32 protein-coding genes and 1 pseudogene are annotated in these 26,179 nt (G+C 72.1%); 15 read left to right on the top strand and 18 right to left on the bottom strand.

From position 1 onward, the window contains the following. Together KIS93_RS42725 and KIS93_RS42720 are read left to right on the top strand one after the other, a co-directional pair. Window positions 1–461 (top strand): Rossmann-fold NAD(P)-binding domain-containing protein (locus tag KIS93_RS42725; protein ID WP_222107847.1); only part of this gene is annotated, 461 nt, incomplete at its 5' end. Between the two features lie 168 nt (window positions 462–629). Next, window positions 630–863, top strand: coding sequence for a YybH family protein (locus KIS93_RS42720; protein WP_230466132.1), 234 nt, complete (start codon window positions 630–632; stop codon window positions 861–863). Here the strand turns inward: KIS93_RS42720 and KIS93_RS42715 are convergent. After that, the gene (locus tag KIS93_RS42715; RefSeq protein ID WP_155126994.1) at window positions 860–1,000 is read right to left on the bottom strand and encodes an NAD-dependent epimerase/dehydratase family protein; all 141 of its coding nucleotides are present in this window, start codon (window positions 998–1,000) and stop codon (window positions 860–862) included. The genes KIS93_RS42720 and KIS93_RS42715 overlap by 4 nt on opposite strands. A 346-nt stretch (window positions 1,001–1,346) precedes the next feature. Between KIS93_RS42715 and KIS93_RS42710 the strand changes: the two genes are divergently transcribed. Then, a complete protein-coding gene (locus KIS93_RS42710) occupies window positions 1,347–1,922 on the top strand; it encodes a DoxX family protein (protein ID WP_080038369.1) in 576 nt (191 codons plus the stop codon). 60 nt (window positions 1,923–1,982) lie between these two features. Further along, complete coding sequence (locus KIS93_RS42705) at window positions 1,983–2,135, top strand: hypothetical protein (protein ID WP_155126992.1); 153 nt, start codon at window positions 1,983–1,985, stop codon at window positions 2,133–2,135. A 616-nt stretch (window positions 2,136–2,751) separates the two neighbouring features. Here KIS93_RS42705 and KIS93_RS42700 read toward each other — a convergent pair. The 5 genes from KIS93_RS42700 to KIS93_RS42680 all read right to left on the bottom strand — a co-directional run bounded on the left by KIS93_RS42700 (window position 2,752) and on the right by KIS93_RS42680 (window position 6,787). Further along, the gene (locus KIS93_RS42700) at window positions 2,752–3,996 is read right to left on the bottom strand and encodes an RNA polymerase sigma factor (protein ID WP_080038367.1); all 1,245 of its coding nucleotides are present in this window, start codon (window positions 3,994–3,996) and stop codon (window positions 2,752–2,754) included. Beyond that, window positions 3,993–4,370: a YciI family protein gene (locus tag KIS93_RS42695; protein ID WP_080038366.1), complete on the bottom strand. Its 378-nt coding sequence runs from the start codon at window positions 4,368–4,370 to the stop codon at window positions 3,993–3,995. Before KIS93_RS42695 ends, KIS93_RS42700 begins: the two co-directional genes overlap by 4 nt. 14 nt (window positions 4,371–4,384) lie before the next feature. After that, window positions 4,385–4,966 carry a dihydrofolate reductase family protein gene (locus tag KIS93_RS42690; protein WP_080038365.1) on the bottom strand — a complete coding sequence of 194 codons (582 nt, stop codon included), beginning with the start codon at window positions 4,964–4,966 and terminating at the stop codon, window positions 4,385–4,387. Window positions 4,967–5,059: 93 nt separating this feature from the next. Beyond that, window positions 5,060–5,623: an NADPH-dependent FMN reductase gene (locus KIS93_RS42685; RefSeq protein WP_080038364.1), complete on the bottom strand. Its 564-nt coding sequence runs from the start codon at window positions 5,621–5,623 to the stop codon at window positions 5,060–5,062. A 24-nt stretch (window positions 5,624–5,647) separates the two neighbouring features. Continuing rightward, window positions 5,648–6,787, bottom strand: a complete 1,140-nt coding sequence (locus KIS93_RS42680) for an FAD-dependent oxidoreductase (protein ID WP_080038362.1) — start codon at window positions 6,785–6,787, stop codon at window positions 5,648–5,650. Window positions 6,788–6,899: 112 nt separating this feature from the next. On the opposite strand from KIS93_RS42680, the gene KIS93_RS66190 reads away from it, so the two are divergent. Next, on the top strand, window positions 6,900–8,147 hold the full coding sequence (locus tag KIS93_RS66190) for a TetR/AcrR family transcriptional regulator (protein ID WP_230466131.1): 1,248 nt from the start codon (window positions 6,900–6,902) through the stop codon (window positions 8,145–8,147). A gap of 46 nt (window positions 8,148–8,193) precedes the next feature. On the opposite strand, the gene KIS93_RS42665 is transcribed toward KIS93_RS66190, so the two are convergent. After that, a complete protein-coding gene (locus KIS93_RS42665; protein ID WP_080038361.1) occupies window positions 8,194–8,727 on the bottom strand; it encodes an SgcJ/EcaC family oxidoreductase in 534 nt (177 codons plus the stop codon). Window positions 8,728–8,830: 103 nt separating this feature from the next. Continuing rightward, a complete protein-coding gene (locus KIS93_RS42660) occupies window positions 8,831–9,334 on the bottom strand; it encodes a MarR family winged helix-turn-helix transcriptional regulator (protein WP_186404752.1) in 504 nt (167 codons plus the stop codon). Between KIS93_RS42660 and KIS93_RS69250 the strand changes: the two are divergent. Next, window positions 9,231–9,983, top strand: a pseudogene (locus KIS93_RS69250) (hypothetical protein); the annotation flags it as partial. The gene KIS93_RS42660 and the pseudogene KIS93_RS69250 overlap by 104 nt on opposite strands. Then, entirely contained in the window at window positions 9,875–10,099 is a 225-nt protein-coding gene (locus tag KIS93_RS69245; protein WP_418115082.1) for a DUF6196 family protein, read from the top strand. The pseudogene KIS93_RS69250 and the gene KIS93_RS69245, both read left to right, overlap by 109 nt. Window positions 10,100–10,323: 224 nt before the next feature. On the opposite strand, the gene KIS93_RS42655 is transcribed toward KIS93_RS69245, so the two are convergent. From KIS93_RS42655 to KIS93_RS42645, 3 genes are all read right to left on the bottom strand, one after another. Beyond that, complete coding sequence (locus KIS93_RS42655; protein ID WP_186404751.1) at window positions 10,324–10,722, bottom strand: ricin-type beta-trefoil lectin domain protein; 399 nt, start codon at window positions 10,720–10,722, stop codon at window positions 10,324–10,326. 415 nt (window positions 10,723–11,137) lie between these two features. Further along, complete coding sequence (locus tag KIS93_RS42650) at window positions 11,138–12,112, bottom strand: helix-turn-helix domain-containing protein (RefSeq protein WP_222107846.1); 975 nt, start codon at window positions 12,110–12,112, stop codon at window positions 11,138–11,140. Between the two features lie 293 nt (window positions 12,113–12,405). Beyond that, window positions 12,406–12,924, bottom strand: coding sequence for a hypothetical protein (locus tag KIS93_RS42645; protein ID WP_155126989.1), 519 nt, complete (start codon window positions 12,922–12,924; stop codon window positions 12,406–12,408). Between the two features lie 212 nt (window positions 12,925–13,136). Between KIS93_RS42645 and KIS93_RS42640 the strand changes: the two genes are divergently transcribed. After that, entirely contained in the window at window positions 13,137–13,799 is a 663-nt protein-coding gene (locus KIS93_RS42640) for a hypothetical protein (protein ID WP_155126987.1), read from the top strand. 40 nt (window positions 13,800–13,839) lie between these two features. Here the strand turns inward: KIS93_RS42640 and KIS93_RS42635 are convergent, their stop codons facing one another. Next, window positions 13,840–15,168: a sensor histidine kinase gene (locus KIS93_RS42635; RefSeq protein ID WP_080038356.1), complete on the bottom strand. Its 1,329-nt coding sequence runs from the start codon at window positions 15,166–15,168 to the stop codon at window positions 13,840–13,842. Window positions 15,169–15,385: 217 nt separating this feature from the next. On the opposite strand from KIS93_RS42635, the gene KIS93_RS42630 reads away from it, so the two are divergent. After that, on the top strand, window positions 15,386–16,513 hold the full coding sequence (locus KIS93_RS42630) for an alpha/beta hydrolase family protein (RefSeq protein WP_080038355.1): 1,128 nt from the start codon (window positions 15,386–15,388) through the stop codon (window positions 16,511–16,513). A 77-nt stretch (window positions 16,514–16,590) separates the two neighbouring features. Here KIS93_RS42630 and KIS93_RS42625 read toward each other — a convergent pair whose 3' ends face one another. Continuing rightward, a complete protein-coding gene (locus KIS93_RS42625; protein ID WP_080038354.1) occupies window positions 16,591–17,493 on the bottom strand; it encodes an alpha/beta hydrolase in 903 nt (300 codons plus the stop codon). 64 nt (window positions 17,494–17,557) lie between these two features. Here KIS93_RS42625 and KIS93_RS42620 point away from each other — a divergent pair, with 64 nt between their 5' ends. From KIS93_RS42620 to KIS93_RS42610, 3 genes are all read left to right on the top strand, one after another. Continuing rightward, window positions 17,558–18,028: a MarR family winged helix-turn-helix transcriptional regulator gene (locus KIS93_RS42620; RefSeq protein ID WP_080038351.1), complete on the top strand. Its 471-nt coding sequence runs from the start codon at window positions 17,558–17,560 to the stop codon at window positions 18,026–18,028. Between the two features lie 187 nt (window positions 18,029–18,215). Continuing rightward, window positions 18,216–18,656, top strand: coding sequence for a YybH family protein (locus KIS93_RS42615; protein ID WP_080038350.1), 441 nt, complete (start codon window positions 18,216–18,218; stop codon window positions 18,654–18,656). A gap of 139 nt (window positions 18,657–18,795) precedes the next feature. Beyond that, window positions 18,796–20,325, top strand: coding sequence for a Gfo/Idh/MocA family protein (locus tag KIS93_RS42610; protein ID WP_080038349.1), 1,530 nt, complete (start codon window positions 18,796–18,798; stop codon window positions 20,323–20,325). Between the two features lie 17 nt (window positions 20,326–20,342). Here KIS93_RS42610 and KIS93_RS42605 read toward each other — a convergent pair whose 3' ends face one another. From KIS93_RS42605 to KIS93_RS42595, 3 genes are read right to left on the bottom strand one after another with little or no spacing between them, the layout of a single operon-like run. Next, window positions 20,343–21,506, bottom strand: coding sequence for an epoxide hydrolase family protein (locus tag KIS93_RS42605; RefSeq protein WP_080038348.1), 1,164 nt, complete (start codon window positions 21,504–21,506; stop codon window positions 20,343–20,345). Then, window positions 21,506–21,904, bottom strand: coding sequence for a VOC family protein (locus KIS93_RS42600; protein ID WP_080038347.1), 399 nt, complete (start codon window positions 21,902–21,904; stop codon window positions 21,506–21,508). Before KIS93_RS42600 ends, KIS93_RS42605 begins: the two co-directional genes overlap by 1 nt. Before the next feature lie 18 nt (window positions 21,905–21,922). Beyond that, window positions 21,923–22,759 carry an alpha/beta fold hydrolase gene (locus KIS93_RS42595; RefSeq protein WP_080038346.1) on the bottom strand — a complete coding sequence of 279 codons (837 nt, stop codon included), beginning with the start codon at window positions 22,757–22,759 and terminating at the stop codon, window positions 21,923–21,925. Between the two features lie 110 nt (window positions 22,760–22,869). On the opposite strand from KIS93_RS42595, the gene KIS93_RS42590 reads away from it, so the two are divergent. Continuing rightward, window positions 22,870–23,394 carry a P-loop nucleotide/nucleoside kinase family protein gene (locus tag KIS93_RS42590; protein WP_080038345.1) on the top strand — a complete coding sequence of 175 codons (525 nt, stop codon included), beginning with the start codon at window positions 22,870–22,872 and terminating at the stop codon, window positions 23,392–23,394. A 10-nt stretch (window positions 23,395–23,404) separates the two neighbouring features. Here KIS93_RS42590 and KIS93_RS42585 read toward each other — a convergent pair whose 3' ends face one another. Next, entirely contained in the window at window positions 23,405–24,247 is an 843-nt protein-coding gene (locus KIS93_RS42585) for a LysR family transcriptional regulator (protein WP_080038344.1), read from the bottom strand. A gap of 70 nt (window positions 24,248–24,317) precedes the next feature. Between KIS93_RS42585 and KIS93_RS42580 the strand changes: the two genes are divergently transcribed. Together KIS93_RS42580 and KIS93_RS42575 are read left to right on the top strand one after the other, a co-directional pair. Next, window positions 24,318–25,070: an SDR family NAD(P)-dependent oxidoreductase gene (locus KIS93_RS42580; RefSeq protein ID WP_080038343.1), complete on the top strand. Its 753-nt coding sequence runs from the start codon at window positions 24,318–24,320 to the stop codon at window positions 25,068–25,070. Window positions 25,071–25,168: 98 nt separating this feature from the next. Next, window positions 25,169–25,384: a hypothetical protein gene (locus KIS93_RS42575; protein WP_080038342.1), complete on the top strand. Its 216-nt coding sequence runs from the start codon at window positions 25,169–25,171 to the stop codon at window positions 25,382–25,384. On the opposite strand, the gene KIS93_RS42570 is transcribed toward KIS93_RS42575, so the two are convergent. After that, on the bottom strand, window positions 25,361–26,035 hold the full coding sequence (locus KIS93_RS42570) for a rhomboid family intramembrane serine protease (protein WP_230466475.1): 675 nt from the start codon (window positions 26,033–26,035) through the stop codon (window positions 25,361–25,363). The genes KIS93_RS42575 and KIS93_RS42570 overlap by 24 nt on opposite strands. Window positions 26,036–26,179 lie beyond the last annotated feature (144 nt).

The following is a 26,179-nucleotide window of genomic DNA, read 5'->3' as shown; positions in this document are numbered from 1 at the left end:
CCGAACTCGCCCGTCCGGCCACCGGTGAGCGGGCCCCGGGGATGGCCGCGTCCGGCGTCGCCTACTCCAACGCCAAGCTGGCGATCCTGTACTACGCCCATGAACTGCAGCGGCGCGCCGGCACCGGGATCAACGTGTCGGTGTTCGAACCGGGCTGGATGCCCGGCACCGCACTGGGCCGTGGCGCTCCGAAGGCGCTTCAGGTGATGAGCCGCGCCTTGGGCCGGATACCGGGAGTGTCGAGGCCGCAACGTTCGGGGCCGCTGCTGGCCGCGATGGCCCTCGACGGCAAGTGGGCGCACCTGCGCGAGGGCGCGTTCGTGGTGAAGACCAGGCTGACCGAGGTGCGGCCGGTCGCCCACGACCGGGACCGGGAGCGGCGCCTGTGGGAGGCGACCACCGAACTGCTGGAACGCGCAGGAGCGAGGAGATGCTCCGTCACGGCATGCCGGCGCCGGTGATCGCCGAGCTCATGGACGGGCTCGCGGCGCGGGTCGGCAAGGCGGAGCCCGTGCTGCCGACGGTGGGCCGGGCCCCAGGCGACCGGCCTGCACGTACGCGGAATGGGTCGCCCACCGTGCGGCCGACTTCGGCGCGACACGGGCCTGACCGGCGCAGGGAGGGTGACGATGACCGCGCGACGCACGGTGAGCGAAGCAGCGATCCGGGAGCACATCGGCAAGTTGATAGACGGGATCCGCGCCAAGGATCTCGAAGGCCTCAGGCGGCTCTACGCGACGGACGTCGTGTCCTTCGACGTCGAGCCGCCGCTCGAGCACGTCGGGGTGGAGGCCACACTACGGAACTGGGCGAAGGTGTTCACGTTCTTCGAAGAGGTGACCTATGAGGTGCGCGACCTCTAGCTGCGCGCGGGACTGCTCCTCGAACCGCACCGGCCGCCGGGATCGCGGGTCATGACGCGTACCTTCTCGCCCGCGTCGAGCAACTGGCCGACGATGTCCGCGCCGACGTTTCCGGTGCCGCCGGTTACCAGGATCACGACATCTCCCTTTCTCGTCCGCGGAGAGAGCCGGACTCAACGAGGGGCGCCGGTCTCCGCTACCCCGGGACGAGACAGGCGCCCGTTCTGTGACACGGCAGTCCGGCCGTCGCCCACGGGACGCCGCGCCTCGGGGGCCGTGCAGCGCGCCGCGCGAATCTCCACTCCGTAGCCCCCTCCGTGCCGGTCCTCCGTGCCAGCGGTCCGTACTGACGATCCGTGGTCGGCACGGATGTGCGGCGGCCAGGCCGGGCGGAAAGCTGAGCACACGCAAACAGCGGTCGCGAGGCAGCACAGCAGCGGCCACCGTCGCCGCCCCCCAACGGAGAAAGGCAAGTGAGAGAGCATGAACGGGCACGTCAGCACCAACCTGCTCGCCGTCGAGGACAGGGAGCAGCAGCGCAGGAAGCGCGGATCGAGGTTCACGCTGAACGGTGCGCTGTGGTCACTCCAGGCGTTGATCGGCTTCTTCTTCGCCGGCAGCGGTTTCGGCAAGGTGCTGCTGTACGACGAAGCCCTGTACGCGGCAGCGCCCCGGGCCGTGGCGTGGTACGCCGCGGTACCGCAGCCGCTGATCGTCTTCATCGGGGTCTGTGAGGTGCTGGGCGGCATCGGCCTGATCCTGCCGGCGATGGCGAAGGTCAGGCCGATGCTGACGCCGCTCGCCGCCGCCGGCCTGACACTGACGATGATCCTCGCGGCCGGTTTTCACATCATCCGCGGCGAATACGCCCTGGTGCCGGCGAACCTCCTGCTGGGCGGCGTCACGGCGGTCATCACGGCCGGACGGTGGAAGCTGCGGCCCGTCGCAGCCGCACCCGTCACCGCCGCACGCGTCTTCGCCTCGCTCGCGGTCCTCGTCGCGCTGGCCCTGCTGGCCTGCGCTCCGACCTGGTACACGATGACCAACGCGTCCTTCTGAGGCTCTTGCTGCGCGTCGGGCGGGCTGGGCAGCACGCACTGGCTCCGCCGGATGGGCCTCATGCCCGAACGCCCGCTGACCGCGGTCATCGAGACCGGGGACGTCCTGCGCGAGCCGCTGAGCGGCGCCGCCGTCGATCGCCGGACGGGTCCGCACCGGCTCGCCGGCGCCGACGTTTCCGGTGCCACCGGTTACGGCCCGTCCGTTCTGTGACGCGACGGACGGCGCGCGGTTCTCGTGATGTCACAAGCAACCCCATCACCACCTATTCGCGGGGTGTGGCCAACATCGTCGCTTCGATGAAACGGCACCGGGTGCGCCAGCCGCCCCGGTACGTCACCCCGGCCGGCGGATCCGCCGCGGCGGCCGGAACCGGTATGACCGGCGCCAGCACCGCGCCCGCCACCACGATCCCGGCCGGCCGCGGACGGACCCGCCCCCACCAAGCGGCCATTTCCAGCCCCTTTCCCCGGCGAGCCTCACGGGCCCGCGGAGAAACAGCCCGCCTCTGGCCGGCCGGTGCTCCGCAGCGAAACATCGGCGGAGCTGGATGGCACGCGCGCCGGCGAACCCGTCCCGCAACGGACGATGACCGACTTCATGACGAAGGTAGCCACCGGGCGTTCGCCGGTCGTCAACCGCTGAGTGGATGTTCGTCTCCACCAACCGCGGTAGTCCAACGTCCGGGGTCAATCGGCCGCGGTAGCCGGCGGATCCGGGCCTGGCTGCCCGTCCGCCGGGTCGGCGCACGGCCCAGGCAGGGGTCTGCGAGGTCGCTGGGGCGTGCCGCCCGGTTGAAGATGTCGGCCGCCGCACCTGGCCGGGCTCTTCAAGGACTGGGCCGGCACGCCGCGGCGGCCAGCTCTGTGGCGCGTCGGTCGAGGAACGTGCGCACCGCCGGGTCGGTGGTGAGGGCGGCGGCCCGCGCGTACGCGGCCGCCGCGTCCTCGTGCCGCCCGAGCCGCGCCAGCAGATCCCCCCGTGTCGCGAGGTACGGCTGGAACCGCTCCCGCTCGGGCGGCAGGGCGTCGAGCAGCCCGAGTGCGTGCGCGGGCGACTCGGTGCGTCCTTCGACGGCCGCCTGCGCCACGCGGGCGCCCAGACTGGGCGCGACCGCGACCAGCGCGGCGTAGAGGGTGCGCAGCGCCTGCCAGTCCGTTACGCCCGTGCGGGCGCGGTCACAGTGGACGGCCTGGATCGCCGCCTCCAGCTGGAACCGTCCAGGTGCCCGGCCGGGGCGTTCGGCCCTGCGCAGGTACTGCTCGCCTTCGGCGATGAGGCGCCGGTCCCAGTCGGAGGGGTCCTGCTCGTCCAGCGGCAGGAACGGGCGGTCCGGCCGGGTCGCCCGCGCGGAGGCGAGGGTGAGCAGCGCGGCCAGTCCCCACGCCTCCGGCTGGTCCCCGAGCAGGCAGGCCGCGGTGACGGCGAGATAGCGGGCCTCGCCGGCGAGCGACCCGCCGTCGCCGCGGCGCGGCCAGGCCAGGGCGTAGCAGCCGTACACCGCCTCCAGCACCGGCGCCAGCCGCTCGGGCATCGCCTGCCGGCCGGGGACGGCGAACGGGATCCGGGCGTCGCGGATCCGGCGCTTGGCGCGTACCAGCCGTTGCGACATCGCGCCGGCGGGCACGGCGAACGCCCGCGCGATGTCGGCGGAGTCGAAGCCGAGCACGGTCTGCAGCATCAGCGGCGTGCGGACGTTCGGGGCGATCGCCGGATGCGCGCAGACGAAGAGCAGGGCGAGCCGCCGATCGGGGATCGCGTCCGCGTCGAGCTCGTCCAGCGGGCCGGCCGCGCCGCCGCCGTCGGCGGCCTCCTCCAGCGGGGCGGAGCGGCGGTGCGCGGCGGACTTCCAGAAGTCCCGCTGGCGGTTGCGGGCGACCGTGAGGAGCCAGCCCTCCGGGTTGTCCGGTACGCCGTCTCGCGGCCACCTGGTCAGGGCCTGCTCGAACGCCTGTGCCAGGGTGTCCTCGGCGAGTTGCAGGTCGCCGGTGGACTCGGCCAGCAACGCGACCAGCCTGCCGAAGGACGCCCGCGCCACCCGTTCCGCGACCTGCGCCGGCCGCTCGCCGGTCATGACGGGACCCACATACCGGCCTCGATGTGCACCGCGCCGGGCCGGATCTCGACCGTACCCCCCCAGGCGGCCGGCGGCGCCTGCCGGGCCCACTCCAGCGCCGCGTCGAGGTCGGGGACGTCGATGACGACGAAACCGCCGAGCTGTTCCTTGGTGTCGGCGAACGGGCCGTCCTGGATGCGCGGCTCCCCGTCGGCGCAGGTGAGCGTGGTCGTGGCGGACGAGGGACGCAGCACCTGCCCGTACACGAGGATCCCGGCCTGTTCCAGCGTCGCGGCGTAGCCGGCGAACGCCCGCATGCCGTCGGCCATCCTCTCGGCCCCGATCGACTCTTCGCTCTCCTCGGTGTAATGGAACAGCAACATGTAGCGCATGCCGAGATCCTTCCTCACTTCACCTGGTAGCGCGCGATGACGACGCCGGTCGTGGACGTGACCGACTCCTCCAGCACGAGGTCGCCGCGTTCGCCGTCGCCGAACAGCCGGGTCCCCGACCCGAGCACGATGGGGTGGATGAGCAGCACGTACTCGTCGACGAGCCCGGCCCTGTGCAGCGAGCGGACCAGCTCGCCACTCCCGAGCACGGTGATCACCCCGCCGGTCCCGGCCTTCAGCCGGGCCACCGTCTCGGCGGCCTCACCTGCCAGCGGCGTGGAGCCGGGGTAGGCGAGGCGGGTGCCTTCGTGGCGGGTGGCGACGTACTTGCGCTGGTTCACCAGCGACTGCGTGAACGGGTTGGGCTCGGCGACCGACGTCCAGTATCCCAGCAGGTCATCGTAGGTCCGGCGGCCGAAGAGCAGCGCGCTGGTGCGTGCCGTCCCCGACCCGGCGAACCGCCCGGTCACCTCGTCGGCGTACCCCACGCCCCAGCCGCCGTGCCGGAACCCTCCCCTGGTGTCCTCGTCCGCGCGCCCCGGCCCCTGCATGACGCCGTCCAGGCTGACGCTCTCGAACACGCTGATGGTGCCCATCGTGCCGCTCCCTCCTTTCGTACGGGCGGAGCCGCCCTGTGCGGCCCCGTCATGGGAATGACGAGAACCGCAGGCCCGAACAGACACCCCGGCTCAAGCCGGGGTGCGCAGCGTGGCCAGCGCGGTGGACCAGGCGACGAGCTGGTCGAGGGTGGTGGCCAGCCGGGCCGCCTGGTGCTCGCCCGGCGTGAAGTCGGTGAAGCCGGTGAAGTCGTGCTGCATGCTGAGCGCGACCTGCGCGGACACGTCGGCGATCCGCAGCGCGCCCAGGACGGGACGCAGCGCTTCGACGGCGCGCACGCCGCCGTCGATGCCGTAGGAGACGAACCCGGCCGCCTTGTCGTGCCACTCGGCGTGGACGCGGTCGAGGGCGTTCTTCAGCTTGCCGGGCGCGGAGTGGTTGTACTCGGGGGTGACGAACAGGAAGCCGTCGTATCCGGCCACGGTGCGGGCCCAGGTGCGGGTGTGGTCGTGGGTGTAGCGGCCGGCGGCGGGCGGCACCGGCTCGTCCAGGTCGGGCAGGTGGAAATCGGCGAGGTCGACCAGCTCGAAGCGGGCGTCGGCGCGCTGGGCGGCGTGCTTCATCACCCACTCGGCGACGGCCTGGCCGCGCCGACCGGGTCGGGTGCTGGCCAGAACGACAGCGATGGTGATCATGATGGGTCCTTCCAGGCGTGGGGGTCAGTTCTGCGGGCGGCCGGTGAACATCCGCGCCAGCCGGGTGACGGGGTCGGGGCCGAACATCAGCTCCAGGGACGCGGCCGACTCGGCGGCGGCGGCCTCGCCGCGCGGGAAGAGCGCCTTCTCGTAGGCGGCCAGCGCGGCCTCGACGTCACCGCGATGGTCGGCGATGGCCTGGCCGAGCTCGGCGCCGTCGAGCATGGCGAGGTTCGCGCCCTCGCCGGCGAACGGCGACATCAGGTGCGCGGCGTCCCCCATCAGGGTGACGCCGGGCACGCGCGCCCAGGAGTGACCGACGGGCAGGGCGTGGATGCGGCGCGGCACGAGCGGGCCGTCGGCCTCGGCGATCAGCTGGTGGAAGGCGGCGTCCCAGCCGGTGAAGTGGGCCAGCAGCGCGGCCTTGGCGGCGTCGGAATCGGTGAAGTCGATGCCGTCCAGCCAGTCCGGCCCGGCGCGCAGGGCGCTGTAGACGTGCAGGCTGCCGTCGCTCTCGCGGTGGGCGAGGAAGCCGCGCTCGCCGTCCAGGGCGATGAAGAAGCCGCCGCCGACGAGGGCGGCGCTGCCGGGGTGGCGGGTGTCGGCCTCCAGCAGGTCGAGCTCGACGAACGAGATGCCGGTGTAGGCGGGGCGGGCGGGCGAGACCAGGGGACGGATGCGGGACCAGGCGCCGTCGGCGCCGACGAGCAGGTCGGTGGTGATGGTGCGGCCATCGGCGAAGCTCACCTCGTGGCGGCCGTCGCCGAGCGGCCGGGCGCCGGTGGCCTTGGCGCCCCAATGGATCGTGCCGCCGGGCAGGGAGTCGAGCAGGAGGTCGCGCAACCGGCCGCGGTCCACTTCGGGACGGCCGCCGGTGCCGTCGTCCTCCTCCTGAAGGACGACGGCGGCGTCGCGGCCGAGCAGGCGCATGGCCTGCCCGCCGGGGTGGATGATCGCCCGGAACGGCCGGTGCAGGCCGGCGGCACGCAGCGCCACCTGCCCGGAGTCCTCGTGGATGTCGAGCATGCCGCCCTGGGTGCGGACGTGCCGGTCGGGCTCCAGGTCGAAGACGGTGGCGGGAATGCCGTGGAGGTGCAGGACCCGCGCCAGGGTCAGGCCGCTGAGCCCGGCGCCGATGATCGCGATGGGGTGGTGGGTGGTCATGGCGGTGCTCCCTTGGTGGGGATTGTCTAACGACACTACTTGTGTGGTCGTTCAGAAACTATAACCACTCTACTGAAGGAGTCGTTTCGGGCAATGCCCTAGACTTAGGGGCATGATCGAGGCCACGACCGGGCGCAGGGAGCGCAAGAAGGCCCGCACCAGGCAGGCGATCGCGGACGCCGCGCTGGAGCTGTTCCTCGAGCACGGCTTCGACCGGGTTGCCGTCAAGGACGTGGCCGAGGCCGCGGACGTGTCGATGAGCGGGCTGTTCAAGCACTTCCCGACTAAGGAGTCCCTGGTCTTCGACGAGGAGGACGACGTCCAGGCCCGTCTGATCGCCGCGGTGCGCGACCGTCCGGACGGCGGATCAGTCCTGGACGGCCTACGGGACTGGCTGCTGACCCATGCCTGCGCGGCGACCGCCGACCCGGCCGCCGCCGCGTTCCACGACCTGGTCGCCCGCACGCCGGCACTGAGCGACTACGCCCGCCGCATGTGGCTGCGGCACGAGGAGAAGCTGGCCGAGGAGATCCGCCATGCCGGGCCGGACGCCCCCGGCGCCGGCGTCGCGGCCCGCGCGCTGGCCCGGTTCGTCCTGGACCGCACGCAGCCCTGGCAGCGTGACGACCCGCGCGCCGAGATCGACGCCGCTTTCGCCCTGCTCGCCTGCGGCTGGCCCGCCCCCGAACGCCAGGTGCCGCCGCACCGCCCGCCGCGGGCGACGCCCGCGTCTCCGGCCCGCCCGCCGCGGGCGACGTCCGCGTCTCCGGCCCGCCCGCCCGGGCTGCGCGAACGCAAGAAGGCCGCCACCCGCAAGGCCATCACCGAGGCCGCGCTGGAGCTGTTCACCGCCCGCGGCTACGACGGCGTCGGCGTCCGCGAGATCGCCGAGGCGGCCGGCACCTCGATCGCCACCCTGTTCGCGTACTTCCCGGACGGCAAGGCCAGCCTGGTCTTCCCCGGCGACCGCAGCCGGCACATCGCCGCCCTGGTCGACGCCGTTCACGGTCGCGCGCCCGGCCAGAGCGTCCTGGAGGCCGTCCGCGACCACATGGCCGGGCGCGGCCCGTTCGCCTCCGATCCCACCCCCGACCAGCGGCGCGCGCTCGACATCATCCGCGTCACCCCCGAGCTGCGCGACTACGCGCTGCACTCCTGGACCGTGGCCCAGCAGCCGCTCACCGAGGCCGTCGCCCAAGAGGCCGCCCTGCCACACGACGACCTGTCCGCTCGGCTCCTGGCCCGCTACGTCCTGCAGATCCCCGACCTGGCCAACACCCTCGACGCCGACGCCCGCCACACCCTCGACGTCGTCACCCGCCTCCTCGACCGCGGCTGGCCCGCCTGCCTCGTGGAGTAGCCACCGGCAGGGCGACCGTCACCAGCGCCCCCGGGATCTCCGGCGGTCAGAAAGCGGGGTTCAGGTCGACTCCCCTGGCGTTGTGGTAGGCGGCGGCCAGCCAGCGCCCGCCCTTCCTGACGATGGTCCACGTCTGCACGCCGATGCGGTCCGCCGGCGGCTCGCTCTCCCCCGGGAAGACGAGGCCGCCGGTGGAGACCAGGACCGCCACGTCCGGCGTCACGCAGCGGGCGCTGACGACCTTCGCCGTCGAGGTGACGCCCTTGAGCTGCCCGGCGAAGCCCTGCGTCATGTAGGCGAGGATCTGCTTGCGGTTCTTCAGGTACACGCCGCCCGGGCCGGGCACGACGAACGTGGCGTCCGGAGCGAACTGCGCGGCGAACGCCCCGGCGTCGTTGGCCTTCCAGGCGGCGGCGATGTGCCGCTCCGGGATCGCCTCGATCGACCTGAGGCCGGCGGCGCACGACGACCGGGCCGGGCCGCCGGCGCTCGCGGTCGCCGGTGCGGCGGGGGCGAGGGCGCCGATCGCGACCGCGCCGGCACAGGCGAGGGCGGCGGCGGTGCGCAGGGTGCTGTTCATGATGAGTGATCCTTTCGGGCGACGGGCCGATCCCGTCCGACGCGCCGATTCAAGCAGTAGCTGCTTCAAGCAACTACTGCTTCGAGCACTTATCAGGGGCTCGTCAGGGTTGTCCCTGAGACCGGCGGTTCCTGGTGCCGTGCGAGCGGCCCGTACGGCGCAGGCCGGCGGTCTCCTCCTCCGCCTGGGCGCGGCCCTCCCGCAGGAAGCCGAGCAGGAAACGCAGCTCGGCGGCCGAGTACCGGTCCACCTGGTCCCGCCAGCGGGCGCCCATCGGCTCGTAGAACGCGCCGATCTCGGCCACCCGCTCTGGGACCACGTGCAGCACCACCCGCCGCCGGTCCGACGGGGCCGGTTCCCGGCGCACGTAGCCGCCGCGTTCGAGCCGGTCGACCAGCCGGGTGATCGCGCTCGTCGTCATCCCCATGAGCTCGGCCAGCCGTCCGGCGCCCACGGGCCCGGTCTCCAGCAGCGCCCCCAGGGCGTGGACGTCGGTCACCGGCATGCCGAGCTGGTGCGCCACCGCCACCTGGAACCGCACGGACGCGGAGACGAACCGCGGCATCTCCTCGACCAAGGCCACGACCAGCTCGTCGCGATCGCTCATCCGCCCGCCACACCCTTCTCTTCCGGTACGCCTGCCCTCGACGGTAGCGATCTCACCGGGCTCCCGGAGCGGCGGCACGAGGCGCGCACCCCTTCTCGGGCTTCGTGCGGTGCGTCCGACGCTGGAGGTCGTCACCCCCGCGCACGTCGTGGACATCTCGGCGGTGCCGCTGCGCGGCATCAGGGCCGAGGGCGGAGGGCCTGGTCATCGGCGCCATGAAGCGCGTAACCGCCGCCCGCGCCCTCGAGCTCGCCGCCGACCGCGTCAAACCCGCGCTGGGCGACTCGGGGCCGCCCTTCGCGGGGGCCAACGACATCTGGGGCGCCGGCCGCCGCGATGTTCGCGGAGGACAGAGTCGAGGGCCGCACCGGACGAGAAGAAGTGGGACATGTCGTGCCCCCGATCCGCAACGACCGCCGAATCATCCGTACAAGTCCGTACAGCTTGGGTGATCGCCCGGCGACCCCCGGGAGGGCGCATGACACAGGAGCCGGCCCGCCGTTCGGACGCGACCGGAATCAGCGCGCCGGGGAGGACGTTGTGCTCCGCCATAGGAGGTCCGCCAATGGTGAGCGTCAGTGTGGAAACCGCGGAACAGACGGAGGCCCGGCTCCGGCGCGTGATCGCAGCGGCCGAGCTCGTCGTGCACGACGGCGCGTCTGCGGCAGCAACCGCGCCAGGGGTGGGATCTACGACTACTGGGGCTGTCCCGTCGGCCTGAGAGACGACGCCCTCGCGGTCATCAGGGAACTCCGCGCCGGCTGACAGCGCTGCTGGAGCCCGGCGGCGGCCAGAAGGACACCGGAGTCGGCAACGACAGGGAGCGCCCTGCCCACCTCGCGCGTCCCCGACGGCCGTCACGGTGAGCGCGTGGCGGCGAACCGTCCGGAAGGCCCTTCGTCGGTCCTGCCGCCGGCTCGCCTGGTGCTGGCGGTTCCGGCCGGCGACCAGGCGAGCGGCGAGGGCGCTGAGCCGTCAGTTCGGCGCCCCTACCAGTAGGTCACGCTCCACCCCTGCGAGGAGGTGGTGCGGCAGGTCACGGGCGCCACGTTCGCGCCCTCCACGGCAGCCGCGGGCTGGAGGCAACGGTTGGTGCCGGTGCTCGTGTTGAGGATGGCGAAGTTCTGGTGGGTCCAGTGCTGGAACGGGTAGTCGACGCAGGGCTGCAGCCGGGCCTGAACGGCCCCGCTGATGGTCACGGCGGCCAGGCACTGGTCGAGCTGGAGGTTGATGAGCCACCCGCCGTTCCACCAGCCCCACCGCTGGCCGGCGTCGTCGCCGTTGCATCGGCCCACGTAGACGCTGCTGCCGAACGAGCCGGTGTCGAGGCACAGCCCCGAGCCGTGATTGGCGATCCTGAACGGTCCGGGAGTACCGGGAGGGTACATCGCGCCGGAAGCGTCGCTGCGGGGACTCGCTGACGCGCTTCCCACGGTGCCGAGGAGAAGCAGGGGGGCGGCCAGGATGGCGGCTGCCAGCCGGAGTCGGAACATGGTCGACCCTTTCGAGGAGGGGGCGCAAAGCCCCGGAATGGACTGTCCGCTGGCGCACGAGGCGGCCCTCATTCAGCTACGGGGATGCGCTCCGTGCCGGCCCGCGACAGGAAAGCCTTCTTCGCCGCTTTCCGTGCCGTTATCGCGAGTATCGGATACAGAGCGAGCATCGCTGATGCTCTTTCCTGAACCGCGGCGCGGTCACCGGGAATGTCATGACCGCCGGTCTTTCTCGTGCGCGTCGCTGTTCCTTTTGAAAAGCGTGCACTGCGCGGTCGTATTTGTCCTTCCGCCTGCGTGCACGGTTGCTTCAGTCCGGGTGCACTGTGCCGCTGTCGCGGCGGAACTGGCGCGGGGAGAGGCCATAGGCGTCGCGGAAGGCCTGGCTGAAGTGCGCGGGGCTGGTGAATCCCCACCTGGCCGCGATCGCGTGAATGGGATGGGCGGCCAGGAGGGGGTCGGCGAGGTCGCGGCGGCACCGCTCCAGGCGGCGTTCGCGGATGTAGCCGGCGACGGTGCGGCCTTGCCGGCGGAACAGTTTGTGCAGGTAGCTACGGGAGATGTGATGGGCGGCGGCGATCGTGCCCGGCGTCAGCCGGGGGTCGCTCAGGTTGTCGTGGATGAAGGCGTGGATCCGGGTCGTCAGCGCCCGCTGCCTGGCGTGCGGGGGGACCAGGCCCTCGGTGCCGAGCGCGTCGGCCAGCGCCAGTGTCAGGACGTCGAGGGCGAGCGTGGACAGCCGGGAGGTCTCCGTATCGGAGAGTTTCGGCAGGTGCCGGGCCAGCTGCCGCAGGATCCGTGACGACAGCGAGCCGATGCCGCGGTCACCGGGCATGCGGACCGTGGTCAGGTCATGCAGGTCGCGCGGCGGCAACGGCAGTGACGAGCGCGGAAAGCTCAGGATCAGCAACCGGCTCGGCTCGGCGGCAGGCAGGAGCCTGCCGAGGTAGGGACGGGAGGAGTGATAAAGCCCGAGGTCGCCCACGGCGAAATCCGCTTGGCGGCCGTTCTGCTCCATTACGACATGGCCGCGTATGGTGCAGCTCAGCAGGAAAGTCTCGGGATCGCATCGGCGGATGAGTTCGGGCGTGCGCCGTACCGAATACGGTGTCGTGGTCAGCAGCGTCCACTGCACCGGGCCCATTTCGCCGATCGCGACCTGGGCGCGGAAACGCGCCGCGAGATGCGCTTCACAGTGTGCGTCCTTGGGCATCCAGGCCTTTGAACTCACCTCCCGCCAGAACGTGAAACGCTCTGCCGCCGGAACCTTGTCGGTGCTGACCACATTCATCATGCGACTGTCGCCGCACTTCGTCGTCGCGGGCCAGCCGTTTTCGCGCGCAGGTCCGATTTCCTGGCGGGCCTGGCAGTCGAGGCATGAAGGGAGACATTGGCCGGCATTCGCGTGGGCGCCGGAAACGCGATCCGGCGGTTCGTTCACCGTCCGCGGGCCGCCGGCGCGTCACCCTGAACGAGCACCGGCCACGCTCCCGAACCCGGGCCGGCGGATCGCCGCCGCACGAGCCCGTCGTCGCCCACGTGGCGAGCGGCCGATCGCGTGCGAGGCCGTCCGCCGGCTCAGGGCGTCTGCTCGTCGATCTCGCACGAAGTGAAGACCCACTGGTGGCCGCCGCTGTTCTTCAGCGACCAGTACATCCACCCGGTCCCGGTCAGGTCGACGCTGACGCTGAAGTCGAGCGTGATGGCGCCCCCGGAGACGTTCGCGCTCTGCGTGCCGCCGCCGTTCGGGGTGATGAGCTGGTACTGCGTGGCGGCGGCGTTGGTGGTGTTGAGGTGGAAGCGCAGGCGGTAGGTGTGCGGGTTACCGTCGGGCACCCGCACGTACGGCACCACGAGCTGACTCGCCGAGGCGGGGATGACGTCCGGGTTGAAGGCGACGTTGCTCGCGGTGAAGGCGTGCACGCCGTAGAGCACGAGCTGGGTGTCGGCCGAGATGACGTGCTGCGGGTCCACGGTGCCGACCGGCGTCCACCCGTACGCCGCGCCGCTCTGCGCACCCGCACCGGACGGGAGCACCGCCCAGAGCAGCACGGCCGCCAGGCCCGCTAGAGCCGATCTTCTCGCGGTGATGCTCATGGGGCGCTCCCTTGCGATCGTCGTCGGGTCGAGTGCCGCGCCCACCGATGCTGCTCCCGGAGCAGGCGCGAGGTAACTGCCCGCCGAGGGACACTTACGGGTGCGTCCGCCTTCACGTACGGGCCGGCCGGCGCGCCTCGCCGAGGCGGCCGGACCGCACCCGTCGCAGCACGGCGTACCCGAGCCGGACGTCCGGGTTGAGGCGACCATCGGTGAGCCGCGCCACCGTCTTTCGCGATAACCGCATCGTCGGCGCCGGAGACCACTGTGATTCAATCGCATCGACCGTTCGCCAGCGGAACAGCAAGCCAGATCATGGGATGTGCTCGTTTTCTGGGAGGGGGAACGTGCGGAGGTTGATGGCACCGGCATACGGCCTGGCCGCGCTGTTGTGGGTGGCGGCGGCGATCGCCCTGTGGACGTCCGAACGCAACGATCTCAGAGCGGCGGCGGTGATGCTGACCGTCGCTCTGGCCTCCTTCGGCGTAGGGTTGGTCACCGTGCGGCGCGACGATCGGCGGCGCGTCTCCGCCTTTCTGGGAACGTCCGCGATCTCGATGCTCGTGTTGGGGTGGGGTGTGGCGGCGATGGCGGCTGCGTTGTTGCTGCCGTGGTTCCTGGTGATCGTGGCGTTTCTGGCGGGGCTGTCGGTGATAGCCGTCTTCGGCCTCGGACTCGTAGGGCTGAAGAATGGGCGCTGGTGGGGAGTACTGCTTTGTTGTATCCCTCTCGGGGGCGTCGCATATCTCTCGCATCTTCGACCGAATGAGGGCGTTTTCTGGGGCGCACTCGAGGTATGGAGCCTGGTCATCGCGATCGCTCTGGCGTTCTCCTTCGCCTGGGAGCGGAGGCGCGAGTCGAACGAGCGGGGATGAGCCGCTTGAGAGGGCTTCACCCATCGTTCCTGAGAGTGGCTCATGAGGCGCGCCACGGTACACGGGCCAAGATCCGGTAGCCCCCCGTAGGAGTGTGGTCCGCGTTCAGGGTGCCGCCGTAGACGGCCAGCCGTTCGCGTAGGCCGATCAGCCCGCGCCCGCCTGTCTGCGACGGGCCGCGCCGCGTGCCGCCGGTGTCGGTGACCTCGATCTCCAGCCAGTCGTCCTCGTGGCGGATCGAGACGGACGCCGCCGCGCCCGCCGCGTGCTTGATCGTGTTCGTCAGGGCCTCCTGGACGACGCGGTAGGCGGCCAGGTCGACCCCGGCGGGCAGCGGGCCTGGCGGCAGCGACAGCTTGACGTCGACCGGGATCCCGGCGGCCCGGACCCGGGTGACCAGGGCGCCGAGCTGATCGAGCCCGGGTTGCGGGCCGGGCGGCCCGCTCTCGGTGACCTCGTTCTTCGCCAGGGGCTCGTTCTCGGTGGCCAGCAGGCCCATGACGTGACGGAGCTCGGACATGGCCGCCCGGCCGCCCGCCTCGATCGCGAGCAGGGCCCGCTTCGACTCCGCGGGCTCGGCGTCCATGACCTTGCGCGCCGCCCCGGCCTGGATCACCATCACGCTCACGTTGTGGGTCACGATGTCGTGCAGTTCGGCGGCGATCCTGGCGCGCTCCTCGTCGACGGCCGCGCGCGTGGCCTGCGCCTGGGCGCGCTGGAGCGCCTCTATGCGATCCCGGCCGGCCCGCAGCCGCCCCTGCCAGAAGCGGACGGCGCCCGCCAGCACTCCCGCTCCGGCCAGCACGACGATGGGGCCCAGCCAGGACGGCAGGGCGGGGACGACGTCCTGGAAGACCACGCCGGCCAGCACCGCCGCCGCCGCCAGGCCGCCGGCCGCCGCCAGCCGGTGACGGCTGTAGGCGAGCGCGCCGTAGGCGGCCACGGCGCAGGCGAGCACGGTGATCCACGTCGCGGCCTCGTGGGTGGCCAGGGCGGCGAGCACGACCGTCCAGAAGACGGCCAGCGGGTACCGGCGCCGCACCGCCAGCGGCAACGCGGTCAGGATCACCAGCAGCGGGTGCGGGCCCTGCTCCGAGCGGGCCCGCGGGCTCGCAGCAGGGTCCGGGGTCACCGGCCGGGCGGGTGGGTCGGGGCGCAGCCGCAGGGACACGGCCGCCGGCCCCTGCCGCCGCTCGGTGGAGGCGTCGTGCAGATCGGCCACCGCGGCCACGGCGAGCACGGTCAGCAGCAGCGCGAGCACCAGGTCGGCCACCAGCGCCCCGCGTGACGGCCGGGCGCGCGCCTCCTCGGGACGCAACACCTCCCGCGCGTACTGCCGCCACATCCGCCACCTTCGTTCCACCGTCATCGGGACATTGTCACGGCTGCGCGACCGGCCACGCATCCGTCCCGATGACGGGAGCGTCGTCCGCCGGGACTACATCGCAGGGATGACACCGGGCTCGGATCGTTCCTCGGAACTACCCGGATTCGGTACGGCGGCCGACGCGCCCCCCGCGTGACCGCGCCTAGCGTCGTCCCGTCCGCGGACGACCGCGGCCTCCCGAGAAAAGGCGAACACACTGATGCACCTTGCGAGAACGACGGCCCTCGCCCTGGCCGGGCTGCTCACCCTCGTGACCCCCGTTCCCGCCGCCGCGGCGGCGCCGGCGGCACCGCGGCTGCCCGCGCCCACGGGCTCCCACGCGGTCGGCGTCACCTCCCTCCACCTGAAGGACGCCTCCCGCGGTGACCCATGGGTCCCGGCGGCGAAGGCGAGGGAGCTGATGATCTCCCTGTGGTACCCGGCGACCGGGACGCGCGGCAGGCACCAGGCCCCGTACGTGACGCCGAAGGAGTCCGAGCTGCTGATCAAGGACGCGGAGCTGCCCGTCGCGCCGGACACGCTGAGCAAGGTGCGGACCCACGCCTTCACCGACGCCGTGCCCGCGGGCCGCAACCGTAGCCTGCCCCTGGTGGTGCTCTCCCCCGGCCTCGGCTCCCCGCGCAGCTCGCTCACCAGCCTGGCGGAGGAGCTGGCTAGCAGGGGCAACGTGGTGGTCGGGATCGACCACACGTACGAGAGCGTCGCCACCGCCTTCCCCGACGGGCGGATCACCACGTGCGTCGCCTGCGAGAACAAGGATGCGGACTTCGGGCAGCAGGTGGTCCGCAGCCGCGCGGCGGACGTCTCCTTCGTCCTCGACCAGCTCACCGGCGCGAAGCCGAAATGGCGGGGTGCCGCGCTGATCGACCGGTCGCGCATCGGGATGGCCGGTCAGTCCGTCGGCGGCGCGAGCAGCATCGGGGCCATGGTGAGCGACAAACGCATCCGCGCCGGGGTCAACCTGGACGGCACCACCTTCGCCCCGATCCCCGAGCGCGGCCTGGCCCGGCCGTTCCTGTTCATGGGGTCGCCGACGATGCACAGCCCCGGCGGCAAGGACGGGAGCTGGGGACGCGACTGGAAACAACTGACGGGCTGGAAGCGATGGCTGGTGGTGACCGGCGCGGAGCACGCGTCCTTCACCGACGTCCCGCTGCTGGCCGAACAGCTCGGCATCGACCTCGGCTTCGCCCTGACCGGAGCCCGGTCCGTGGAGATCACCCGCACCTACGTCGCCGCCTTCTTCACCCGCCACCTCACCGGCAAGCCGCAGCCCCTGCTGGACAAGCCGTCCGCCCAATATCCCGAGGTGAGGTTCGCCGGCTAGGCTTCGTCGGTGCTCACGCCCTGCCGCCCTCCGTGCAGATGGTCAGGTGGGCTGCGGCGATCGCGCTCGTGCCGGTGTCAGTGAGCGTCGAGGTGCTGGGTGAGGAACAGGGCCGCTCGGTCGAGTGCCTGGCCGGCCTCGTCGAGCGTTCCGGCGAAGGCCTGGAACACGTGCGGCACTCCGGCGGTGATGTCGAGGATCACGTCGACGTCCGCCTCGCGTGCGCGTTCGGCCAGCCGTACGGAGTCGTCGAGGAGCAGTTCGTTCGTGCCGGCCTGGAGCAGGATCGGCGGGAAGCCGGTCAGGTCCGCGTGCACGGCGGGGGCGAGCAGCGGCTGGTCCGGGTCCTGACCGGCGAGATACATCTCGCCGGTGCGGCCCAGGCCCTGCCTGGTGAAGAACGGGTCGATGCCTTCCTTCGTGGTCATCGTCGCGCCGGAACGCGTGTGATCGAGCCCGGGTGAGAACGCCGCGATCGCCGCGGGCATCGGCAACCCCGCGTCCCGGGCGGCCAGGCACGTCGTCACGGTGAGTCCGCCACCGGCGGAGTCGCCGGCGAACACGATGGACGCCGGGTCGATGCCGCGCTCCAGCAGGCCGCGGAACGCGGCGACGCAGTCCTCGATCGCGGCAGGAAACGGGTGCTCGGGAGCGAGCCGGTAGTCCAGCGAGATCGCCCGCACGCGGGTGCGCCTGACCAGGTTCGCGGTGAGGACCATCGCGGTCTCCGGCGACCCGAGCGAGAACGAGCCGCCGTGGAAGTACAGGATGGTCCCTGGCCGGGCCTCACCCTCCGGTTCGACGAGGAGCGCGGGGCGGCCGGCCAGCTCGGCCGGCGTCCGCCGCACGCCGTCCGGGGGCGGGAACGCCGCCATGAACGCGGCGAAGCCCTCCCGCATGCGTTCGACCGGCACCGGTCCGGACGGTTGCGGCGCCTTGCGCACCATCGTGTCCAGTGCGTGTCGTTGGTCCCTGCTCATGTGGCCGCCTTAAGGTTCGAGTGGCAACTGCATGCCGTGGCATGTTTCATCTAGACTATATGCCGTGGCATCTACTTACTCGGACGCGAGGCTCGCCCGCTTCTTCGACGACCTGGTCCGCTGCGAGACCCGCCTCTACAACGCCGTAGGGGAGAAACTGCGCGCCGAGCACGGGATCGTCGCCTCCCAGTTCGAGCTCCTGCGCTACCTTCGCGACCACCCGCGCTCACGCGTCGCCGACATCGCGACAAACTTCGCCGCCGGGATCGGCGCGATCAGCAAGGGCGTCGACCGGCTCGAAGCGCGCGGATGGGCCGCCCGGCTCCCGAACCCCGCCGACCGGCGCTCGTCGCTGATCAGCCTCACCACCGATGGAGCCGCGCTGGTCGCCGAGGCCGAACGGACCTTCCACGAACACCTCGGCGAGCTGCTCGGCCCCGCCATCTCCGTCGGCCAGGTCGACGCCGTGGGCGCGGCACTCGCCACACTCCGTCGCGCACTCGAGTCCGCGCGTGTCGGCGTCCCTGTCGGATAGGCCAGGCGCGCCAGCGGGAGGGCGAGCAGCTTGCTCGCCGCCTCGAGGATCAGCCGCTTGGATCCGTCATGACGTCGAGAGCATAACGCCATAGCGATATTGATCTTAGACAAGATAACTCCAAAGCCATAGCGTCAGAGGTGTGAGAAGCCAAGTTTTCACCGCAACAGGAAAGGCCGGGATAGCGATGCCCACGCAACGGGAGATGGACGAAGCCGAGATCCGCGAGCTGATCGGCAACATCGTCGAAGGGCTCCGCAACAAGGATCCCGAGGCGCTGAAGCGGCTCTACGCCCCCGACATCGTGTCGTTCGACATCGAGCCGCCGCTCCAGCACGTGGGGGTCGACGCCAAGCTCAAGAACTGGGCGCCGGTGTTCACGTCCTTCGAGCAGGTGAATTACGAGGTTCGGGACCTGACGCTCACCGTCGGCGGTGACGTGGCGTTCGGGCATGCCTTCGGCAGGCTCAGCGGCACGCTGAAGAACGGGGCGGCGATGAGCGGCATGTGGGTGAGGGTCACGTACTGCCTGCGGAAGATCGACGGCACATGGCTGATCGTGCACGACCAGGTCTCCGTCCCGCTCGACATCGCCAGCGGCAAGGGCGTCGTCGACCTCGAGCCCTGATCCGCAAGACAGGTCCGCGACCCGCTGACCGTCCTGCGGTGCCTGTCTTGCCCCGCGGCGGCGGACGATCGATACTCCCCACTACACGGGGGGAAAGCGCCATGCACCATCACCGTCCACCGAGCAGGAAGTGATCGCAGTGGCCTCTTCGCCCCGTTATGTCCCCTCACGCCGTGACCTGCTGAGGTCCGGCGTCTCGCTCGGCGCCGCCACGGGCGTCGGCGGCATCGCCACCGGCGCCGCGGCCTCGGCCGCGTGGGAGCCGCCGCGCGCCCAGGGTGAGCGCAGCATGGTGAACGTGCCGTTCGAGGGTTTCGAGAAGGTCCGGGTCGGGCTCATCGGCCTCGGCAACCGGGGCGGGAGCCAGGACGTGCGCTGGGGCGCCGTCGCCACGGTCACCGCCGTGTGCGACATCCGTCCGGAACGGGTCAGCCGCACCATCGGCCGCATCATGCAGCAGGGCTTCCAGGACGTCGAGCCGGTCGGCTACTCCGCGGGCGAGCAGGACTTCCTCAAGCTCGTCCAGCGCGACGACATCGACCTGATCTACGTCGCCACCCCGTGGGAGTGGCACTACCCGCAGGCCAGGGCGGCCATGGAGCACGGCAAGCACGTCGCGGTCGAGCTGCCGATCTCCCCGCACCTGGACGAGATCTGGAGCCTGGTGCGCACGTCCGAGCGGACCCGCAAGCACTGCATGCTCATGGAGAACGTCAACTACTTCCGTCCCGAGCTGCAGATGTTCGGCATGGTCCAGGCGGGGCTCTTCGGCGACCTGCAGCACGGCTCCGGCGGTTACGTCCACGACCTGCGCTGGCCGTACCTGTTCGGCGGCGCCTACTACCCGGAGTACTGGCGGCGGCGCTGGCAGACGCGGATGAACGCCCTGCACTACCCGATGCACGGCCTCGGGCCGGTCTCGGCGGCCATGGGCATCAACCGCGGGGACCGCTTCGACGAGCTGGTCGCCGTGGCGTCCCTGCCCAAGGCGCTGGCCCTGTTCCGCGAGGAGGATCCGCGGGTGACTCCGGATCACTCGTCCTGGCAGGACAAGCCGTATATCTCGGGTGACCGGCACACCTGCTTCGTCACCACCGTCCGCGGCCGGTTCATCCGGGTCGAGCACGACGTGAACTCGCCTCACCCGTACACCAGGGAGACCACGCTCACCGGCACGCGGGGGTCGATCGAGCTCGACAACGCCCGGGTCTACCTCGAATCGCTCGGCCACGACGACCACACGTGGCGGACCGGCAGCGCCTACAACGCCATCCGCCAGCAGTACGACCACTGGTTGTGGCCGTTGCTGGAACGGCTGGCCGACCAGTACGGCGGGCACGGCGGCGGCGACTTCGTGTCCATCTTCCGCCTCGTGCAGCTGATGCGGCTCGGCATGACGCCCGACATCGACGTCTACGACTCGGCGGCGTGGTGCTCGGTGATCCCGCTCAGCCACGAGTCGCTGACGGCCGGACGCCTGCGCCCGGTCAAGGTGCCGGACTTCACCCGCGGCCACTGGAAGGAGGCCCGCCCGACCTTCGACCGCCCGCAGCCGGAGGATCCGCAGCTCAGGGCCGGTGCGGCGGCCGGCCGCCGCGGCACTGCGATCATCGAGCCGGGCAGCAGCGAAGCGAACGGGGACGCCGACCCCGCCCCGGACGGCGAGTGACCGGGGCGGGGTCGGCGTCACCCCGTGGTTCCGGGCCGCCCGGCGATCAGGTTCGCGAAGAACGTGCGCATGTCGTGGACAAGGAGGTCGGGCGCCTGGTGGGCGGCGTAGTGGCCGCCCCGGTCGTAGGTGTTCCAGGACACGATGGCGGCGTGGTCGCGCTGCGCGCACACCCTGATGGCCTGGATGTCGTGCGGGAACTGGGCCAGGGCCAGGGGCGTGGTGGTCGGCCCGGCGGCCGGTGGCTGCCGCTCGTACTCGGCGTAGATGCGCATCGCGGAGGCGGCCGTGCCGGTCAGCCAGTAGATCGTGACGTGGGTGAGCAGGGTGTCGGCGTCGAGGCCGCCCATGGCCTGGCTGTTCCAGGCGAGCAGCCCGACCGGCGAGTCGGTGAGCGCGAAGGCGAGCGTGTGCGGCTGCCAGCCGTGGACGTGCGCGTAGGAGCCGGAGTGCCGCTGCAGATGGCGCAGCCCGTCCAGGGCCGCCCGGTCGTCCGGGGTCAGCTCGCCGAGGTCGGGCTCGACGCTCGGCGGGTACGACAGCCACTCCCCCTCGGGGAAGGAGAACAGCTGGGTCACGTGCACCCCGACGACGGCCTCGGGCGCGATCCGGCCCAGCTCGGGCGAGATGTGCGAGCCCCAGTCGTTGCCGGCCGCGCCGTAGCGGCGGTAGCCGAGGCGCCGCATCAGGGTCGCCCACGCGCGGGCGATGCGGCGCGGCCCCCAGCCGGTGTCGGGGGTGGGCCCGGACCAGGCGAAACCCGGCAGGGACGGGATCACCAGGTGGAACGCCACCTCAGGGGACAGGCCGTGCGCCCGCGGATCGGTCAGCGGGCCGATCACGTCCAGGAACTCCGCCACCGAGCCCGGCCAGCCATGGCTGAAGATCAGCGGCAGCGCGTGCGGCTCCGGCGAGCGGACGTGCAGGAAATGCACCCGCGTGCCGTCGATCGTCGTGGTGAACTGCGGGTACCGGTTGAGCCGCTCCTCCCAGACCCGCCAGTCGTAGGTGTCGCGCCAGTGCTCCGCCAGCTGTTGCACGCGGGCGCGGGGAACGCCGTAGGCGCCGGCCGGCTCGGCCGCCCAGCGGGTCTTGGCCAGGCGTTCGCGCAGGTCGGCCAGTGCGCTGTCGGGGACGCGGATGGTGAAGGGGACGATTTCCTGGCCCGTCCTCGGCGCCACTAGCTGCCCTCGAGAATCTGGGCGACCTCCCAGACGTTGCCGTCGGGGTCGGCGAAGGCGGCCGTGCGCCGTCCCCACGGGCGGTCGATCGGGCCGTTGAGCAGGCGTACGCCATGCTGCTCCAGCTCGGCGCAGACGGCGTCCACGTCCGCCACCCGGATCGTGAACAGCGCCCGCGCGCCGGACCCGGCGCCGGCGACCGGGGCCGGCTCGACGAGTTCGGGCGCCTGCTCGCGCCGCAGCAGGTTGAGCATGATCGAGCCGAGCCGGACGACGGCCGACTCGTCGTCCTGGAAGACGACCTCCAGGCCGAAGACGCCGGTGTAGAAGGCGTGGGCGGCGGCGAAGTCGTCGACGAAGAGGGTGATGACTTCGATCTCGTTCAGTGCCTTGATCATGGTGCTGTCTTCCTCTGTTCAGATGTGCCGGCGGAGCCAGTCCAGGCCCTCTTCGGCGTGGCCGGTGATGGTGAAGTGGCTGTCGTCCGCGCGCAGCCGCAGCTCGGCGGTGGGGCAGTGGGCCGCCAGCCAGGCCCCGTGCGCGGCGGGGATGATCCGGTCGGCGGTGCCGTGCAGGAGCAGGACGGGGACGTCGATGGTGGCGGGGTCGCAGCCCCAGGCGTGGGTGTAGGAGACGTCGTCGTCGATCTGGCCGTAGGGGCCGGCGGCCAGGGCCGGCTCGCTCACCTTCCCCAGCCAGCCCCACGGCCCCTCGAAGAAGGCCAGGTCGGCCGGGGTGAACTCGCAGTCGTAGGCGAAGTTCGACTCGTGCAGCGCCGCCCGCACCTCGCGGCCGGCCGCCGCCGTTCCCAGGGCGGCCACCCCGGACGGGACCATCCCGGCGAACCAGTCCAGCCCGTCCGCGCCGTACGGGGCGATGCCGGCCAGGCTCACCACCGCCCGCACGCGATCCCCCAGGACGGCGGCGCACCCCAGCGCGTACGTGCCGCCGCCGGAGTAGCCGACGACGGCGAAGCGGCCGATGCCGAGCGCGTCCGCGACGGCCGCCGTGTCGGCGGCGATCGAGGCGACCGTGCGCCCCGGCGCGACGTCGGAACGGCCGTAGCCGGGCCGGTCGAACGACACCCAGCGCAACCCCAGCCTTTCGGCCGCGGCGAACAGCGGCTCGGGAGGCGCCCCCAGGTTGGGGGTGCCGTGATGCCACAGGACCGGCAGCAGGTCGCCGCCCGCCGGGGCGGTGTCGTACACGTGCAGCGAGCGGCCCGCGGCCACCTCGACGTCCAGCTCGATCATGCCGTGACGTTAGCGCCCTCGGAGCCGCGGGCGGTAGTGCCGCAGGACCGGCGGCGCTTGCGGTGGATAAACCAGTTGTCCCGCCGTGGTTTGCATCAAACGATCGGGGGGTGACCACGTTGTTTCTGATGGTCGGCCTCCCGGGGGCCGGCAAGACCACCAGGGCCCGGCAGCTCGCCAAGGAGCACCACGCGCTTCGGCTGACGCCTGATGAGTGGATGATTCCGCTGTTCGGGGAGTCGGAGGCGGACGGGAAGCGCGATGTCCTGGAAGGACGGCTGCTCTCGCTCGCCCTGGAGGCGCTGAGGCTGGGAACCAGCGTGATCTTGGACTTCGGCTGCTGGTCTCGCGACGAGAGGTCCGCCATCCGCTGGCTGGTGGAGTCCGCGGGCGCGTCCTGCGTCCTCGTGTACGTGCCGGTGGACCCGGAGACCCAGCTCGCCCGGGTCGCTCATCGCCAGTCGACCACCCCGGATCAGACCTTCCCGATCAGCGAGGCGGACCTCCTGCACTGGAGGACCCTGTTCGAGGAGCCCGACGCCGCGGAACTCGGCGGGCGGGACATCGGAAGCCCGCCTCCCGGCTGGCCGGGATGGCCGGAGTGGGCCGCCGACCGATGGCCGTCCTTCATGTGACGGTCTTCCGTCAATCCGGTACGTCGGCGTACAACTCCAGGGCGGCACGCACGAAGAGCGCCACCGCCTGCGACCGGTTCCCTTCGGCCCACGCCACCGAGATCGTGTAGGGGTCGGCGTCGCGGAGCGGGCGGTAGACGATGTCGGGGCGCGGGTGCGCGTCGGCCAGGTAGCGGGGGACGAGGGCGACGGCCTGCCCCAGGCCCACCACCTCCAGCAGTTGCGCGCTGTCGTGGACGACCGGGCCCGGGCCGTCCTCGCCGGGGCCGCGCGGCATGGGCAGCCCTTCGAGGTCGGCGGGGTGCAGCGTGGGGTGCCGGGTGAGGGGGTGGCCGGTGGGCAGGGCGGCCATGCGCGGCTCCTCGGCCAGCGCCTCCAGCTCCAGGCCCCGGGCCTCGTACGGGGGCGTGAGCAGGGCGAGGTCGGCGCGTCCGTCGCGGACCATGGCGGCCTGTTCCCGGTAGCCGCTGACCAGGATGTCGACGGCGGGCGCACCGGGCAGCGCGGTGTAGTGGCCGGTGATGGCGCGCAGCATGCCGGCGGCCATGCCGGCCTTGGCGGTCACGCGCAACGGGGTGCCGGGGTGGGCCGCGCGGCGGATCCTGCGGGTCAGGCCGGCCATCGTGGTGAGGACGTGCCGGGCCTCGTCGAGCAGGGCCAGGCCGGCGGGGGTCAGCGTGACCGTGCGGGTGTCGCGGTCGAACAGCCGCACGTCGAGCCGCCGTTCGAGCTGCCGCACGGCGCGGGACAGCGGGGGTTGGGCGATGCCGAGCCGGTCGGCGGCGCGGGAGAAGTTGAGCTCTTCGGCGACCGCGACGAAGTACCGCAACTCCCTGAACTCCACCTCATTCATACCTGCACGGTATAAGAGGTGACCCAGCCGGTCTTTCCCTCCGGACCGGTCCCGCTGATCGAATGCGGTCATGCAAGTGGCACTGGTGACCGGGGCGGGCAAGGGCATCGGGCGGGAGATCGTCCGGCGGCTCGCGAGCGAAGGCATGATCGTCTACATGGGGGTGCGGGACCTCGCGCGCGTGCGGGACGACGCTCGCGGCCTGCCGGGCGAGGTTCGCCCGCTGCGGCTGGACGTGACCGTGCGGGAGCACGTCGAGGCGGCGGCCGAGCGGGTGAGCGGCGAGGCCGGGCGGCTGGACGTGCTGGTGAACAACGCGGGCGTGATGCTGGAGTGGGGGCACCCGGTGGCCGAGGTGCCCATGGACGTGGTGCGGCGTACTTATGAGGTGAACGTGCTGGGTGCCGTCGCCGTGACGCAGGCGTTCGTTCCGCTGCTGCGGCGGGCGCGGCCGGGCAGGGTGGTCAACGTCTCCAGCCCGCTGGGGTCGCTGAGCCTGCTCAGCGACTTCGGCTCGCTGGTCGCCCAGCGCTCCCACCTGGCGTACGGCTCCTCCAAGGCCGCGCTGAACGCCGTCACCCTGCTGTTCGCCAAGGCGCTGGCCGGTGACGGCATCCTGGTCAACGCCGCCAACCCCGGCCTGGTCGCCACCGACCTGAACGGCGGCAACGGCGGGCTGAGCGTGGAGGAGGGCGCCGAGGTGCCGGTGCGGCTCGCGCTGCTGGGCGAGGACGGCTTCACCGGCCGGTTCGTCGGCGACTGGCGCCGGGGCACGCCGGCGGACCGGCCGGAAGCCTCCCCTGACGCGCTGGTCGCCTGGTAGGAAGCCGCCTGTGCGGTCAGGCGCGCAGGTTGGCGCCGCCGTCGCTGCGTCTCGCCCATGACCAGGCGGGGCATCACCCCGTTGCAGCGCACGCCGGCGTGAGCCGCACCACCATCCACCGCAACTTCGCCACCCGCGAGGAGCTCGCCGCCACGGTCCTGGCCGACGACGTCACCCGGATCGAGCAGCACGCGGCCGGCCTGCTCGACCGGCCCGACGGGGTGGTCGAGCTGCTCGACCTCGTCCTCGACATGCAGCCTGGACGCGGCGGTGGTCCTCCTCCGAGGTGGTCAGGCCGAGCTGGGCAAGGATGAAGCTGACGCGGGTCTCCAGACCAGGGTCAGCCCCGCGCCCAGGAGCGTGCCCACCACCACGCCCACCCCGTGGTTGTTCGTGAGCAGGCACAACACGACGCCGGCGACCGGAATGAGCAGCGCGAGCAGGCGCAGGGCACGTTCGGGGCCGCGGAGCGCGTAGTGGGCGGCGAGCGCGCCGACGAGCCCGCAGATGGCGACCGAGTTGCCCGCCCCCTCCGGGCTCCACGCCGCCAGGCTGACCGCCTGCGCGCTCACCCCGCTGACCACGTACACGAGCGCGGTCTGCCACCCGCCGAGCCGCCGCTCGGCGATCGGGGCGACGGCGATCAGGGCGGCCAGGTTGAACGCGAGCTGGAACCAGCCGGACGACTGCACGAGCAGCGCCGTCAGCGCCCGCCACCACTCGCCGCCGGGATGCCGCTCCAGCAGGCCGACGACGTCCGGGAACACCGTCTGCACCACCGCCAGCGCCACCATCAGCGCGACCAGCGTTGCCGCGACGACGGGAACCGGCCGCCGCCACGCCCGCAGCAGGGCGCGCGGGGACCGGTCGCCGGCCTCGCCGGGCGGCGCGGCCATGGCCGCGAGCAGTTGCGCGCCGGGCGCGACCACGGCGGCGGCACACAGGTACAGGATCACGGTAGGCATGAGCACGCGCCCAGCTTGCCAGCCGCCCGCCCGCACCCCCACACCAGGTCAGCGCCCAGCGGCCCACCTCCTCTCCAGGCGACGAACGCGCGACCGCGCACGCCTCCCCCGCGCACGCCTCCCCCGCTCAGATCTCTCCCGCGC

The organism is [Actinomadura] parvosata subsp. kistnae (genome assembly GCF_900323885.1).
GTDB classification, from domain to species: Bacteria; Actinomycetota; Actinomycetes; order Streptosporangiales; family Streptosporangiaceae; genus Nonomuraea; species Nonomuraea composti.
The sequence above is the reverse complement of the archived record's forward strand: the minus strand, read 5'-3'. Positions and strand labels throughout refer to the sequence as shown.

Bases quoted from the DNA above. Each gene is read 5' to 3' on its own strand.
- KIS93_RS42720 (WP_230466132.1), top strand. From the start codon at position 630: ATGACCGCGCGACGCACGGTGAGCGAAGCAGCGATCCGGGAGCACATC.
- KIS93_RS42710 (WP_080038369.1), top strand. From the start codon at position 1,347: ATGAACGGGCACGTCAGCACCAACCTGCTCGCCGTCGAGGACAGGGAG.
- KIS93_RS42705 (WP_155126992.1), top strand. From the start codon at position 1,983: ATGCCCGAACGCCCGCTGACCGCGGTCATCGAGACCGGGGACGTCCTG.
- KIS93_RS42700 (WP_080038367.1), bottom strand. From the start codon at position 3,996: ATGACCGGCGAGCGGCCGGCGCAGGTCGCGGAACGGGTGGCGCGGGCG.
- KIS93_RS42695 (WP_080038366.1), bottom strand. From the start codon at position 4,370: ATGCGCTACATGTTGCTGTTCCATTACACCGAGGAGAGCGAAGAGTCG.
- KIS93_RS42690 (WP_080038365.1), bottom strand. From the start codon at position 4,966: ATGGGCACCATCAGCGTGTTCGAGAGCGTCAGCCTGGACGGCGTCATG.
- KIS93_RS42685 (WP_080038364.1), bottom strand. From the start codon at position 5,623: ATGATCACCATCGCTGTCGTTCTGGCCAGCACCCGACCCGGTCGGCGC.
- KIS93_RS42680 (WP_080038362.1), bottom strand. From the start codon at position 6,787: ATGACCACCCACCACCCCATCGCGATCATCGGCGCCGGGCTCAGCGGC.
- KIS93_RS66190 (WP_230466131.1), top strand. From the start codon at position 6,900: ATGATCGAGGCCACGACCGGGCGCAGGGAGCGCAAGAAGGCCCGCACC.
- KIS93_RS42665 (WP_080038361.1), bottom strand. From the start codon at position 8,727: ATGAACAGCACCCTGCGCACCGCCGCCGCCCTCGCCTGTGCCGGCGCG.
- KIS93_RS42660 (WP_186404752.1), bottom strand. From the start codon at position 9,334: ATGAGCGATCGCGACGAGCTGGTCGTGGCCTTGGTCGAGGAGATGCCG.
- KIS93_RS42655 (WP_186404751.1), bottom strand. From the start codon at position 10,722: ATGTACCCTCCCGGTACTCCCGGACCGTTCAGGATCGCCAATCACGGC.
- KIS93_RS42645 (WP_155126989.1), bottom strand. From the start codon at position 12,924: ATGAGCATCACCGCGAGAAGATCGGCTCTAGCGGGCCTGGCGGCCGTG.
- KIS93_RS42635 (WP_080038356.1), bottom strand. From the start codon at position 15,168: ATGACGGTGGAACGAAGGTGGCGGATGTGGCGGCAGTACGCGCGGGAG.
- KIS93_RS42630 (WP_080038355.1), top strand. From the start codon at position 15,386: ATGCACCTTGCGAGAACGACGGCCCTCGCCCTGGCCGGGCTGCTCACC.
- KIS93_RS42625 (WP_080038354.1), bottom strand. From the start codon at position 17,493: ATGAGCAGGGACCAACGACACGCACTGGACACGATGGTGCGCAAGGCG.
- KIS93_RS42615 (WP_080038350.1), top strand. From the start codon at position 18,216: ATGCCCACGCAACGGGAGATGGACGAAGCCGAGATCCGCGAGCTGATC.
- KIS93_RS42600 (WP_080038347.1), bottom strand. From the start codon at position 21,904: ATGATCAAGGCACTGAACGAGATCGAAGTCATCACCCTCTTCGTCGAC.
- KIS93_RS42595 (WP_080038346.1), bottom strand. From the start codon at position 22,759: ATGATCGAGCTGGACGTCGAGGTGGCCGCGGGCCGCTCGCTGCACGTG.
- KIS93_RS42585 (WP_080038344.1), bottom strand. From the start codon at position 24,247: ATGAATGAGGTGGAGTTCAGGGAGTTGCGGTACTTCGTCGCGGTCGCC.
- KIS93_RS42580 (WP_080038343.1), top strand. From the start codon at position 24,318: ATGCAAGTGGCACTGGTGACCGGGGCGGGCAAGGGCATCGGGCGGGAG.
- KIS93_RS42570 (WP_230466475.1), bottom strand. From the start codon at position 26,035: ATGCCTACCGTGATCCTGTACCTGTGTGCCGCCGCCGTGGTCGCGCCC.